The following is a 13,073-nucleotide window of genomic DNA, read 5'->3' on the forward strand; positions in this document are numbered from 1 at the left end:
CTGCGTTATTTGGAAAGGAGGGCTTGAGCGCAAGCGTCGGCGTCATCTGGTCCGGCGACGGCGTTAAGGTCGATGCCTTTGGTTTCCGGGCCAATGATGATCATCGCCAGCGAGATCAGGTTGATCACTGCACATAGTGTTACCAGCGGCCACGGCGAATTTCCCGACTGGCTCATCAGCCAGACTGCGATCATTGGCATTGGGCCGCCGATCACCAGGTTGGCGCCGGTGTAGGCCAGTGCCGAACCGGAGTAGCGCACCTGGGTCGGGAATGCCTCGGCGAACGCTACCGGCTGAATGCCGCTCTGGAATTGGGTGAACCCTAGGAATAGCCCCATGATGGCCATGATCGCGGTGACGTTTTGGGTATTAAGGATCGGGAAGTAGACGAACAGGATCAGCAGCGTCATGCACGAGCCTAGCGCCAGCGCTTTTTTGCGACCCCAGCGATCCGAAAGATAACCGCCACCCAACGCACCGAAAATCGCGCAGATGTTAGCCACCATCAACGACATGAAGCCCATCGACTGGCTCATACCCAGGTGCTTTGTCAGGTAGCTCAGGGAGAAAATCACAATCAGATAGAACAGTGCAGCGGGGGAGCAGAAGAACAACATCAGGCGCAGGATGGTTTTGTAGTGGCCACCCAGTGCGGATTTGAGAGGGCTTTTTTCCTGCTTGACCGGCGTTTTTTTCAAGGCAACGAAGGCTGGGGTTTCATCAACCTTGAGCCGGATGAAAATCGCGACAATCACCAGGACGAAACTCAGTACGAAGGGAATTCGCCAGCCGAAACTCTCAAATTGTTCGCTTGAAAGGCCTGCGGCCAGGGCCATGAGTACCCCATTGGCCAATATCTGGCTGAGCGGTGAGCATAGGCCCAGGTATCCCGAATAGCGTCCGCGGCGGTCGGGAGTAGCGTGCTCCAGCGCCATCAACTGCGCGCCAGTGGATTCTCCGCCCAGTGCAAAGCCTTGGATGATCCGCAGCAAGACCAGAAGGATAGGAGCCCAGACGCCGATTTGAGCGTAAGTAGGCAGCAGCCCCATCATTACCGATGCCAGCCCCATCATGGTGACCGTGGCCAGCATCAGATTCCGCCGGCCCATTTTGTCGCCCAGGTAGCCACAGGTGATGGCGCCCAATGGCCGCGCTGCCAAGCCCACACCGAACGTTGCCAGCGAAGCCAGCAGCCCCGCCGTCGGCTCCATGGCCGGGAAGAAGAGCTTTGGCAGAATGGTCGCCGACACCGCGCCGTACAATGTGAAGTCAAACCATTCAAGGGCAGTGCCAATAGTCGCGGCGGTCACTGCCTTGCGGGGCATGTGCAGATCTTGAGTCTCATTACTGGTCGTGCTCATAGAGATGCTCGTCATTGTTTTTATGGTTATGGGTTACCCATACGATCCTGCTCGGGCAGAGGGCGTTGGCAGGAAGCGATGAAGTAGGTAGACGTTAGCGCATCCTGCTTGCAGAATAATTATCTAAATCTAGATAAATCGATAAGCCAGCCTTATGGGAATGCGTTATGGAATTGCGTCATCTAAGGGCCTTTGTTGTCGCGGCCGACCTGCAACACTTCAGCAGGGCCGCCGAGCAATTGGGGGTCGCGCAACCGGCCCTCAGTCAGTTGATGCGAAGCTTGGAGACCGAATTGGGGCTGGCGTTGTTCCGGCGGGAAAATCGGGGGGTCGTACTGACTGCCGCTGGGGAGGCGTTCCTCCCTCACGCTCGACAATCCATTGAGTCCAGCGAACTCGCAACGGCCGCCGCGCGGCGTGCGCGGCGGGGGGAGGTTGGTGAGATCAACATCGGTTACCACTCGGCTTTGTTCGAAGCCAATTTGCCGCAGCTGTTACGGCATTACTTCAGCACGTTCCCCGAGGTCAACGTGTCGCTGGTGGATGCGGGAATCCGAGCGCAGTTCGACATGTTGCTTGACCACAAGCTGGACCTGGCATTTGCCAGGGTGTTTAAAGATCATCTACCCGATCGCTTGCGGACTCACCATTTCAGTCAGTCTCGGCTCGTTCTGCTTATTCCCGACAACCATGAACTGGCAGAAGGCTTTAGCGGCGAGCTGGTGACGCTTAGGCACGAGAAGTTCATCTTTCTCCAGGACGCAGCGGGCATCGGGCTCACTTCTCACACACTCCAAGCATGTCGGCAAAACCAGCTGCACCCGCAGAACATCATGTATGTACCTTCGTTGATGAGCATTCCTGGTTTGGTGGCGGCGGGGATCGGCCTAAGCATCGTGCCGGAAACGATGACGCGTTTGGCGATGCCTGGCATCAGGATCGTACCGCTGGCGCAACCGGAAATGATCAGTGAGCTGTCGCTTGTTTCCCGGATTGATGAGCGTTCAAGCGCGGTCCTGCATTTCATCGAAGAGGCGCATGGTTGGGGGAGTTTGCGAAGCGAGTGATTGTCGTGAGCGCACTGCCCAAGCTGTCGGCGTGCGGGCAGGGTCTGTAGGTATCCATGGCCTTCGACGCCAGCTTGCGGCCCATAGCTTTCTATCGCGCACGACCAAGCCAGCCGTGTGCGTTTTAATTATTCGATATCGGTGCTTGTTGATGAGGCCTACGATTGCATTGAGATTTGCGCCCGACGCGCAGTATCTACCTGTTTCAGCTCGAGTATGGTTCTAGACGGCGTCAGTCAACGCGAGATCACTGATACGCTTAGCTGCTGCTTTAGCGCACACACCATCATTGGCTTCACTCGCTCCAGACACCCCGATGGCGCCAACGACCTCTCCGTTAACCAAAAAGGGTTCGCCACCACCAAATAGGGCCATGCCTGCCTGAAGCGGCAGGCCTGTCTGGACCGCCGGTGAGCATCCCAGCAGACGATCCGTCCATTCTGATGTAGACCTCCCAAACCCGGCGGCGGTCAGCGCTTTATTTAGAGCGATAGCTTGCGATGGTCGTGGAGCACCGTCCATATGGGACATGTGTACTGTCATCCCCCCAGCGTCAACGATGACCAAGCTAACGCTGACGCTCAAGCCCTGTGCTTGCTCGATAGCGGCCTGCATACCTTGGATTGCAAGATCGAGCGTAATCGTCGCTTGCTGTCTCAACCAAAGGGCCATTCTATTGTTCCTCACTGGGCGGCTGAATTCGGGGTGGTGCTTTCTGCTGTTGCAGGGTGCGCGATGTGGCGATCCTGGCTCACTTGGCACAAAGACCGTGGGCGTCCGCGAGTAGGCGATAACTCTGAAGGCGATCTTCCAGGCGATGTGTCACGGTCACGATACCCACTTCGTCGCTACCGAAAACCCGCGCCAGATCCTGGATTTTCTTGTGGCAGCTTTCTGGTGATCCAACCACCATGTCGTCGAGCGTGGCATCGAACTCTAAGCGCTCTGGCTTGGTCATTTCCAGATAGCGGAGCCTTACCTCTGAGGGGGATAAAAGGGGCTCACGAGGGGCGCCACCCGCCATCATTTTTCGGTACACAGCGGTGCCTGCGATGAAGTGCGCCTCTTCGTCTGTCGGCGCACAAATCACCGCCAAGGCAAGGAGGCGAGGAGGGGTCGTTCCATGGCCGGCCTTCTGATAAATGTCGGTGTGATGGCTGAAAATGGCCGGCGAGCAGACACGGGGAGCAATGAACTTGGCCAGCGCCAAACCCATCCCAAGTTGGCCGGCGAGATCAGAGCTGCCTCCACCGGATCCGAGCATCCACAGTGATGGCCGAGCGGATGCTTCAGTTGGGAATGTCAGTGCTGCGTATGGGTGACCCGATGGAAAGCTGCCTCGGATGAAGGCGCAGAGTTCGGCTGCCTGCTGAGGGAAGTGATCGTGCTGAAGTAGGGCACCTGGTGCTGCCAATGCCACAGAGCTGAGGTGATTCCCACCTGGTGCACGCCCGATTCCAAGGTCAATACGGCCTGGAAACAATCCTCCTAGCAGAGAGAACGTTTCGGCGACTTTGTAGGGGCTGTAGTGGGTGAGCATCACTCCACCGCTTCCGATTCGCATCGTGCTGGTGGCGCTCGCAATCCGGGCCACCATAATCTCTGGAGCTGCTCCAGCGAACTGGATGCTGTTGTGGTGCTCAGCCAGCCAGTAACGGTGGTAGCCCAATTTTTCGCATTCGATCGCAAGGTCTACTGATGTCGCCGGCGCGGTTAACGCGTTGCAATTCTCATGGATAGGGGTTTGGTCAATTACGGTCAGTCGCAAAGTCACGGGCGTGCTTCCGTCATGAGGGAGGGGGCGCGCAGACTCAGGTTTGGAGCCAGGATTTTGTCGATCTGGCGAATAAGGCTTGAATCTACTGCTTTGTTTAAATGTTAACGAAACTGGAGCGGGCCTGCGACTGGGGGCAGGGATTTCCCATGGAAAGTGCAATTTTCTGCTCGTAACGTGCATTTCGGACGTAGGAGCGCCGCCACATACTGGACTGGTCATCGAATACACGGCCGGCTGATCGAGCCATCGCAAGAAATGCGAAGTGATCAGAGGCCTGGAACGAATTCTCCAATAATAAAGAGACCATCCATGAAAAAGCCCAATCCGCTGCTGGAAGATCTGAAGTCCGTCCTGCCTGCCATTGCAGCCAACGCTCCGCAGGCGGAAAAAGATCGTAGCGTGCCGGCCGAGAACATCGCCTTGCTCAAGGGCATCGGTATGCACCGAGCCTTCTTGCCAAAAAAATTTGGCGGCATGGAAATTTCGCTTCCCGAATTTGCTGAATGTATCGCTGTTCTTGCCGGTTCATGCGCAAGCACTGCCTGGGCGATGAGCCTGCTTTGCACCCACTCGCACCAGATGGCGATGTTCTCGGCCAAGCTCCAGGATGAGGCATGGGGAACTACTCCAGACGCTACCGCAAGCAGCAGCATCGCCCCCTTTGGTCGTACTGAAGAAGTTGAAGGCGGAGTGACCTTTAGCGGTGAGATGGGTTGGAGTTCGGGTTGTGACCATGCTGAGTGGGCGATTTTGGGATTCCGGCGTAAAAACGCCGAAGGTACCCAGGATTATTGCTTTGCGGTCCTCCCTCGTAGCGATTACGAGATCCGTGACGATTGGTACGCCATCGGTATGCGTGGCAGCGGAAGCAAGACGCTCATCGTGGAAAATGCATTTGTCCCTGAGCATCGCATCCAGAAAGCGAAGGACATGATGGAGGGCAAATCTGCTGGGTTCGGCCTTTATCCAGACAGTAAGATTTTCTACGCCCCCTATCGCCCTTATTTCGCGAGCGGCTTCTCAACCATTAGCTTGGGCGTGGCAGAGCGGATGCTCGAAGTCTTCCGCGAGAAGACCAAGAACCGTGTTCGTGCCTATACCGGCGCGGCAGTAGGCGCGGCAACGCCTGCCCTGATGCGGTTAGCCGAATCCACGCACCAAGTGGCCGCTGCTCGCGCGCTGCTCGAGAAGAGCTGGAACGAGATAGCCGAACACAGTGAACGTCATGAGTATCCCTCCCGCGGCACGTTGGCGTTCTGGCGGACCAATCAGGGCTACGCCACCAAGATGTGCATCCAGGCAGTAGACCGTTTGATGGAAGCGGCCGGCGGCGGCGCTTGGTTTGAAAGCAATGAGATGCAGCGACTCTTCCGCGACTCTCACATGACCGGCGCTCACGCTTACTCCGACTACGACGTATGTGCACAGATCCTCGGCCGTGAGCTGATGGGGCTTGAGCCCGATCCGGCGATGGTCTGAAGGCTCTTCGACGACCCAAACGATCCATAAAAACAACGAGAGCAAGCCATGCGCGGCTTGCTCGGGAGTCTTGCATGTCCACTGAAAATACAGAGCTTGAGTTTGATGCACGTGCGTTCCGTCGCGCCTTGGGTAACTTCGCTACCGGTGTAACCGTAATTACAGCCCGGGACCCCAGCGGTCGCCAGGTGGGCGTGACTGCAAACAGTTTCAACTCGGTGTCGCTTGATCCGCCACTCATCTTGTGGAGCATCGACAAGCGTTCAAGCAGCCATGAGGTGTTTGAAGCCGCGTCCCATTTTGCTGTAAACGTGCTCGCAGCCGACCAGATTGAGCTTTCGAACAACTTCGCACGGCCGAAGGATGACCGTTTCGCAGGGATCGAACATGAAGCAGGGGTAGGCGGCGCTCCAGTGTTCGAAGACTGTTCAGCTCGCTTCCACTGCGAGAAATATCAGCAGCTCGACGGCGGTGATCACTGGATCCTGGTCGGGAAGGTCTTGGCGTTTGATGACTTGGGTAGGGCGCCGCTGCTGTACCACCAAGGCGCCTACTCGATGGTCTTGCCGCACACCCGAATGACCAAGCGCGAAGAGGGTCAGCCGCCTAGCAGCAACTTCCAGGGACGCTTGAGTCACAACCTTTACTACCTCATGACGCAAGCGTTGCGCGCCTATCAGGCGAGCTATCAACCTCGGCAGTTGTCGACCGGTCTGCGCACAAGTGAAGCGCGGATGCTCATGGTTCTGGAGAACGACGCAGGCCTTAGCCTTCCAGACTTGCAGCGGGAAGTGGCGATGCCTGCCCGCGAGATCGAGGAGGCTGTCGCAAACCTCAAGCGTAAGGGGCTGGTGCAAGATGCAGGCGACTGCGTGAAATTGACGGTCAAGGGTGTGGATGAGACCGAAGCACTTTGGACGATTGCAGGTGAGCAGCAAGAGAAGGTTTTCGGTCAGTTTAGCAAGGAACAAGTCGAGACCTTCAAAGAGGTGCTCAAGGCTGTAATCCGCAACTGAAGCCTTACCTACAAAAAAACGGCGCCAAGGCGCCGTTTTTTATTTGGCCTGAGCTTAAACAGTCTTACCACAACACTAACAAGATGGATTTTCCAGTGATCAAATCCAGGCCATCGCTGACCCTCATCTTGCTTCAGGCGAGGGAAGGTGCCATGCGCTTTTTTCGCCCAGCTTTGAATGAGCATGGATTGACTGAGCAGCAGTGGAGAGTGGTGCGAATTCTCCATGATCAACGGCCTACGGAAATTCTCAAACTCGCCGATCTGGCTTGCATACTTGCTCCAAGCCTGACGGGTGTGGTTTCTCGCATGCAGAGGGCTGGGCTGAAGCAGAAGGTTCCTCACGACCAACGAGCTGAAGGGCTCCGTTCAAGTAGGTGAGGCTAGAAACTAAAAGAGGCGCAAGTGCGCCTCCTCTACATCGCCGAAAGTCAGTATACGCCGCCACCCGCGGTGTTGGTCACGATGCTTTCTTTGAACTTGCCCGCCAAGGTTTGCAGGCCCCTCATTAGCACCGTCGTGTCGACTCCGACCGCGACGAAGGCAGCACCCAGCTCAATGTAACGCCTGGCCAGCTTTTCGTCCGCACTGAGGATCCCGGCGGCTTTTCCTGCCTTACCGATCCTCACAATGGCGTCTTCTATAATCGCCTGAACTTCAGGGTGGCCGGGATTGCCGCGGTGCCCCAGAGCAGCGCTCAAGTCGGCTGGGCCGATGAACACACCATCTACACCTTCAACAGATAAGATCTCGTCCAGATTTGCCAGCCCCTCTTTGTTCTCAATCTGCACCAGCAAGCACATTTGCTCGTCCGCAAGATCAAGGTACCCCGGGATGCTATTCCAGCGAGAGGCGCGAGCCAGCGCACTGCCAACACCCCGGATACCTGTAGGTGGGTAGTGCACAGCCTTGACCAATTGGCGGGCTTGGTCGGCGGTCTCCACCATGGGCACGAGCAGTGTCTGTGCACCGAGATCCAGGACCTGTTTGATGAGGGCGGTGTCGCCGATCACCGGGCGAATGACCGCCTGGCTAGAGTAGGGTGCGACAGCCTGGAGCTGCGCAAGCATACCGCGCAGGTCGTTGGGCGCGTGCTCGCCGTCGATCAGCAGCCAGTCGAAACCGGCATTGGCGGCCAGCTCTGCACAGTAGGCATCGGCTAGGCCGAGCCACAAACCGATCTGGGCTTCGCCGCTTCGTAGGCGTTGTTTAAAACTGTTGATAGGCATGTCCATGACAGTTTCCTCAGATGAAGCGGCAGGAGATCGAGCCGAGCATGTCGTAGTCGACGTGGAAGGTGTCACCAGGGCGTGCGGCGACCGGTCGGGTGAACGAGCCGCCCAAAATGATCTGGCCTGGTTCGAGCGTGACGTCATACGGGGCCAGCTTGTTGGCCAGCCAGGCGACACCTTTGGCTGGATGATTGAGCACGGCAGCACTGACCCCGGACTCCTCGATCACGCCGTTGCGGTAGAGCACCGCTGGCACTTTGCGAAGGTCGATTTCGGTGGGGCGTACGGGGCGGCCACCCATCACCACACCAGCATTGGCTGCGTTGTCGGAGATGGTGTCGAACACCTTGCGGGTGGCCTGGGTTTGCGGGTCGACCTGCTGGATGCGCGCGTCGATGATCTCCAACGCCGGGATCACCCATTCGGTGGCGTCCAGCACATCGAATACGGTGACGTTCGGGCCCTTCAGTGGCTTGCCAAGGATGAACGCCAACTCCACTTCAACGCGCGGCACGATGAAGCGCTCGAAGGGGATGTCGCTGCCTTCTTCGAACAGCATGTCGTCGAGCAGGGCACCGTAGTCGGGCTCGGTGATGTTCGACGACACCTGCATGGCACGTGAGGTCAAGCCAATCTTGTGGCCCACCAGCTTGCGCCCGGCGGCGATCTTCTTTGCCACCCAGGCGCGTTGAATCGCGTAGGCATCTTCGATGGTGATTGCAGGTTGTTCCAGCGAGAACTGGCGCACTTGCTCGCGGCTACGTTCTGCCTGGTCGAGGCGTTCGGCGGCGAGCTGGATGAAAGCGTTGTCTAACATGAGGGAGATCTCTTGATTCAAGGATTGACGATGGCAGCCCGGGTGCGCAGCACCAGCAGGCCACCCAGGGCGATGAAGACGGCGAGTACGTACAGGGCCAGGCTGGCGCTGTGGGTGGTGTCGCGCACCCAGCCGATGAAGTAGGGCGTGAAGAACGAGGCGATGCTGCCTAGCGAGCTGATCAGGGCAATGCCGGCGGCCTGGGTGCGGGCGTTGAGGAAGGCCGGCGGCAGTTGCCAGAACATCGGCAGCGCGGCGCTGGCGCCCATGCCAGCCAATACCAGGCCACCCAGTACCGGCACCGCCTGCTCGGGCGCAATCGCGGCAATCGCAATGCCGGCGGCGGCCATCAGTAGTGGTACGCACAGGTGCCAGCGGCGTTCGCGCTGGCGGTCGCTGGAGCGGCCGCAAGCCAGCATGAACACGCATCCGGCCACGTACGGGACAGCGCTGAGCAGGCCGACACTGGCGTCGCTGGCCACACCGGCACTGTGAATCAGGCTGGGCATCCAGAACGCGAGGGTGTTGACCGCCAGCATTACCGCGCAATAGACCGCCACCAGCAGCCACAGCGCTCGGCTGGCGAAAATGGCGCTGAACGAGGTGACCGGTTTGCGCTGTTCTTCCTCGCCAAACTGAGCGCGCAGCGTGGCTTTCTGCTGCTCATTCAGCCAGCTGACCCGCTCGAAGTGCTCCGGCAGTACCGCCAGCACTACCAGGCCCAGCAACACCACAGGCGCACCTTCGAGCAGGAACATCCACTGCCAGCCACGCAGCCCGCCCGTGTCGTGCATGAAGGACAGGATGGCGCCGGACACTGGCCCGCCGACCACCCCGGCCAACGGCACGGCAATGGCGAACAGCGCGGTGACCTGGGCACGACGCCCGGCCGGGTACCAGCGGTTGAGGTAGACCAGGATGCCCGGAAAGAACCCGGCCTCTGCCGCGCCCAGGGCGAAGCGCAACAGGTAGAACGCGCTGCTGGTTTCGATCAGCAGCATGCTGGTCGACAACAGCCCCCACACCACCATCAGGCCGGCGATCCAGCGGCGCGGGCCAACGCGGTCGAGCATCAGGTTGCTGGGGACGCCGAACAGTGCATAGGCAATGAAGAACAGCCCGGCACCCAGGCCGTAGACGGTATCGGACAAGTGCAGGTCCTGGCTCATCTGCATCTTGGCGAAGCCGATGTTGATGCGGTCCAGGTGGGCAAACAGGTAGCACACCAGCAGCAGCGGCATCAGCCGCCAGGTAACTGCCCGATGAGTACTGTCGGCCCGTTCAACGTGTGCCTCGCGCGGCGAGGCTTGTTCGAGTGTGCTCATGTTTTTGTACTTGTTCTGTAATGAGTCAGGGGAGGCTTGGTGTGAGCCGGCGCGCTAGCGGTTGAACAGTGGGTGCAAGGTGCTGTGCTTGGCGTCGTAGACCTGTGCGGTGCTGTGGTCGATCTGCACGGTGATGCCGATCGGGCGCTGTTGCAGCAGTGGCTCCAGGCGGGCTTTCAACACTGCCAGCAAGCTGTCGCCCACTGCTTTGTGCACCTCGGTGCTACGGCCAGTAGCCATGCGTAGGTTGGCGTACAGGAAGCCGTATTCGCCTTTGCCGTCGGCCACCGCGCAATGGGCGGCGGGATAGGCCAGCACGCGGGTACCGCCAGTGGGGAATACGGCTTTGCCTTCGGCATCGCGCTGTTCAAGCATGGTGTCGGCCAGGGCGCGGCACAGGCCGGGGATGTCGGCGTCGGTTTCAAGGTCGGGGGTGTAGAGCAGAACCAGATGTGGCATGGGGGCCTCCTCGGTGAGGAGCGACTGGCCACCCGCCAGGGCGACCAGGCGCGAGCGGGTGGGTTACAGGCGGCTGGTGGACACCACGGCGGCCGGGTTGGCGGCCTGGGCAGCGGGGATGGCGCCGCCGTCCTGCGGGGTGACCGGGAAGATCGCGTTGATCTGGCCGGTGCCGGAAGAGCCGAAGTAGGGCGTGACCACTTCGGCCTTGCCGTCGTAATCGGACCAGCCCAGCGCACCCAGCAGCATCGCCGTGTCGTGCATGAATCCCTCGCCGTGGCCTTTGGCAGCGTACTCCGGCAGCATCCCGCAGAACGCCTCCCATTCAGCGTTTTCCCACATCTTGACCACACGATGGTCGAGGGTTTCCAGGAATGGGCTCCACACTTTGGTGGCGAAATCCGGAGCTTGGCCGTTCTGGGCGAAGCGGTGCGACAGCGATCCGCTGGCCAGGAACGCCACCGTGCCGTCGTAATGATCTTCCACAGCCTTGCGCATGGCCCAGCCCAGGCGGGCGCTGTCAGCCAGGAAGTGCGAGGTGCACAGCGCTGAGACCGAGATCACCTTGAAGTGCTGGTCTTGGTTCATGTAGCGCATCGGCACCAGAGTGCCATACTCCGGGCCCAGGGTAGTGGCGTGGTGAGCCATGGTCTCAACATTGAGACGATTGCATTCCTCGGCCAGGATCAAGCCCAGTTCCTTGTTGCCAGAGAACTCGTATTCCATGTTGCTGATGAAGTGCGGCAGTTCGTTGGAGGTATAGACCCCCTTAAAATGCTCGCCACAAAGGATGTGGTAGTTAGCGTTGACCAACCAGTGGGTGTCGAACACGACGATGGTGTCCACACCCAGTTCGCGGCAGCGGCGGCTAATCTCGTAGTGCCCATCAATGGCTGCTTGACGAAAACCGTGACGCGGTCCAGGCAGCTCGGACAGATACATGGAGGGTACGTGGGTGATCTTGGCTGCAAGTGCCACTTTTCCCATGATAAGACTCCTTATTCTTGTAGGTCCCGCGGCACCGGGCAGGTCCGGCGGTCGTCAGAACAGCGAACGCCCGGTGCGTTGGGGAAAAGGTCACACGCCCCAGCGAGGGATGTGGTGGCTGCCCATCGAGATACAAACGTTCTTGATCTCGGCGAACACTTCGAAGCTGTACTGGCCGCCTTCACGGCCGGTGCCCGAGCCTTTCACCCCACCGAATGGCTGACGCAGGTCGCGTACGTTCTGGCTGTTGATGAACACCATGCCGGCCTCGATGCCACGCGCAAGGCGGTGGGCCTTGCCGATGTCCTGGGTCCAGATGTACGAGGCCAGGCCGTATTCGGTGTCGTTGGCCAGTTGCAGCGCCTCGGCTTCGTCCTTGAACGGGATCAGGCACACCACCGGGCCGAAGATTTCTTCCTGGGCAATGCGCATCTTGTTGTTCACGTCGGCGAACACGGTGGGCTGAATGAACTGGCCCTTCGCAAGGTGAGCCGGCAGGTTGGCCGGGCGCTCCAGCCCGCCGGCAAGCAGGGTGGCGCCTTCCTCGATACCAATACGGATATACCCGGTGACTTTGTCGTAGTGAGCTTGGGTAATCATGGAGCCGACTTGGGTTTGCGGATCAGTCGGATCACCCACTTTCAGACGCTTGGCGCGAGCTGCGAATTCGGCGACAAACTGTTTGTAGACCGTCTCCTGAATGAAGATTCGGCTGCCAGCCGTGCAGCGTTCGCCGTTCAGGGAGAAGATAGTGAACAGTGCAGCATCCAGCGCACGATCAAGATCGGCATCTTCAAAAATCACCACTGGGGACTTGCCGCCAAGCTCCATGGAGTACTTCTTCAGACCGGCGGTTTGCATGATCTTCTTGCCGGTAGCAGTGCCGCCGGTGAAGGAAATGGCGCGCACATCGGGGTGGCGGACCAGTGCATCGCCGGCGGTAGCGCCGTAACCCTGGATCACGTTCAGCACGCCGTTGGGGATGCCGGCCTCTACAGCCAGGCGGCCCAGTTCGTTGGCGGTCAGCGGCGACAGCTCGCTCATCTTGAGTACGGCGGTGTTGCCCAGCGCCAGGCACGGCGCAGTCTTCCAGGTCGCCGTCATGAACGGCACGTTCCACGGGCTCACCAGGCCGCAAACACCCACCGGCTGGTACAGGGTGTAGTTGAGCATCTGGTCGTCGACCGGGTAGGTGTGGCCGTCCATGCGGGTGCACACTTCGGCGAAGAAGTCGAAGTTGTGCGAGGCTCGCGGGATGAGCACGTTCTTGGTCTGGTGGATCGGCAGCCCGGTGTCGAGGGTTTCCAGCTCGGCCAGTTTCGGCACATTCTGGTCGATCAGCTCACCCAGCTTGCGCATCAGCCGAGCACGTTCCTTGGCCGGGGTGTTGGCCCACTTAGGGAAGGCTTCTTTGGCCGCGGCTACAGCTTGAGCCACTTCCTCGGCGCCGCCGCTGGCGACTTCACAGATGGCCTCGCCGGTGGCCGGGTTGTAGTTGACGAAGGTGTCTTTGCTCTCGACCTCACGGCCGTTGATCCAGTGCTTGATCATGCT

General features: G+C 59.3%; 12 protein-coding genes and 1 pseudogene. 4 read left to right on the forward strand and 9 right to left on the reverse strand.

Annotation, left to right across the window (positions count from 1 at the left end; genetic code table 11):
* Nucleotides 1–5: 5 nt before the first annotated feature.
* On the reverse strand, nucleotides 6–1,361 hold the full coding sequence (locus BUQ73_RS08300; RefSeq protein ID WP_079230504.1) for an MFS transporter: 1,356 nt from the start codon (nucleotides 1,359–1,361) through the stop codon (nucleotides 6–8).
* A 167-nt stretch (nucleotides 1,362–1,528) separates the two neighbouring features.
* On the opposite strand from BUQ73_RS08300, the gene BUQ73_RS08305 reads away from it, so the two are divergent.
* Entirely contained in the window at nucleotides 1,529–2,428 is a 900-nt protein-coding gene (locus BUQ73_RS08305; protein ID WP_079227404.1) for a LysR family transcriptional regulator, read from the forward strand.
* 222 nt (nucleotides 2,429–2,650) lie between these two features.
* Here the strand turns inward: BUQ73_RS08305 and BUQ73_RS08310 are convergent, their stop codons facing one another.
* Both BUQ73_RS08310 and BUQ73_RS08315 read right to left on the reverse strand, forming a co-directional pair.
* Nucleotides 2,651–3,100, reverse strand: coding sequence for a GlcG/HbpS family heme-binding protein (locus BUQ73_RS08310; RefSeq protein ID WP_079227405.1), 450 nt, complete (start codon nucleotides 3,098–3,100; stop codon nucleotides 2,651–2,653).
* Nucleotides 3,101–3,179: 79 nt separating this feature from the next.
* On the reverse strand, nucleotides 3,180–4,202 hold the full coding sequence (locus tag BUQ73_RS08315) for an MsnO8 family LLM class oxidoreductase (RefSeq protein WP_079227406.1): 1,023 nt from the start codon (nucleotides 4,200–4,202) through the stop codon (nucleotides 3,180–3,182).
* Nucleotides 4,203–4,514: 312 nt separating this feature from the next.
* Here BUQ73_RS08315 and BUQ73_RS08320 point away from each other — a divergent pair, with 312 nt between their 5' ends.
* The 3 genes and pseudogenes from BUQ73_RS08320 to BUQ73_RS08330 form a co-directional block, all read left to right on the forward strand.
* Nucleotides 4,515–5,684, forward strand: a complete 1,170-nt coding sequence (locus BUQ73_RS08320; protein WP_079227407.1) for a p-hydroxyphenylacetate 3-hydroxylase oxygenase component — start codon at nucleotides 4,515–4,517, stop codon at nucleotides 5,682–5,684.
* Nucleotides 5,685–5,758: 74 nt separating this feature from the next.
* Nucleotides 5,759–6,700 (forward strand): p-hydroxyphenylacetate 3-hydroxylase reductase component, encoded by a 942-nt coding sequence (locus BUQ73_RS08325; protein ID WP_079227408.1) that lies wholly within the window; start codon nucleotides 5,759–5,761, stop codon nucleotides 6,698–6,700.
* Nucleotides 6,701–6,795: 95 nt separating this feature from the next.
* Nucleotides 6,796–7,053, forward strand: a pseudogene (locus BUQ73_RS08330) (MarR family transcriptional regulator); the annotation flags it as partial.
* A gap of 77 nt (nucleotides 7,054–7,130) precedes the next feature.
* On the opposite strand, the gene hpaI reads toward BUQ73_RS08330, so the two are convergent.
* The 6 genes from hpaI to hpaE all read right to left on the reverse strand — a co-directional run bounded on the left by hpaI (nucleotide 7,131) and on the right by hpaE (nucleotide 13,070).
* The gene (gene hpaI, locus BUQ73_RS08335; protein ID WP_079227410.1) at nucleotides 7,131–7,934 is read right to left on the reverse strand and encodes a 4-hydroxy-2-oxoheptanedioate aldolase; all 804 of its coding nucleotides are present in this window, start codon (nucleotides 7,932–7,934) and stop codon (nucleotides 7,131–7,133) included.
* A gap of 10 nt (nucleotides 7,935–7,944) precedes the next feature.
* Nucleotides 7,945–8,748 (reverse strand): 2-oxo-hept-4-ene-1,7-dioate hydratase, encoded by an 804-nt coding sequence (hpaH, locus tag BUQ73_RS08340; protein WP_079227411.1) that lies wholly within the window; start codon nucleotides 8,746–8,748, stop codon nucleotides 7,945–7,947.
* 17 nt (nucleotides 8,749–8,765) lie between these two features.
* Nucleotides 8,766–10,073, reverse strand: coding sequence for an MFS transporter (locus tag BUQ73_RS08345; RefSeq protein WP_079227412.1), 1,308 nt, complete (start codon nucleotides 10,071–10,073; stop codon nucleotides 8,766–8,768).
* Nucleotides 10,074–10,127: 54 nt separating this feature from the next.
* On the reverse strand, nucleotides 10,128–10,532 hold the full coding sequence (locus BUQ73_RS08350; RefSeq protein ID WP_079227413.1) for a 5-carboxymethyl-2-hydroxymuconate Delta-isomerase: 405 nt from the start codon (nucleotides 10,530–10,532) through the stop codon (nucleotides 10,128–10,130).
* Nucleotides 10,533–10,595: 63 nt separating this feature from the next.
* A complete protein-coding gene (gene hpaD / locus BUQ73_RS08355) occupies nucleotides 10,596–11,519 on the reverse strand; it encodes a 3,4-dihydroxyphenylacetate 2,3-dioxygenase (protein ID WP_079227414.1) in 924 nt (307 codons plus the stop codon).
* Nucleotides 11,520–11,609: 90 nt separating this feature from the next.
* Nucleotides 11,610–13,070, reverse strand: a complete 1,461-nt coding sequence (gene hpaE / locus BUQ73_RS08360; protein WP_079230505.1) for a 5-carboxymethyl-2-hydroxymuconate semialdehyde dehydrogenase — start codon at nucleotides 13,068–13,070, stop codon at nucleotides 11,610–11,612.
* Nucleotides 13,071–13,073: the final 3 nt, after the last annotated feature.

Origin of the sequence: Pseudomonas putida, from assembly GCF_002025705.1 — a bacterium.
GTDB classification, from domain to species: Bacteria; Pseudomonadota; Gammaproteobacteria; order Pseudomonadales; family Pseudomonadaceae; genus Aquipseudomonas; species Aquipseudomonas putida_J.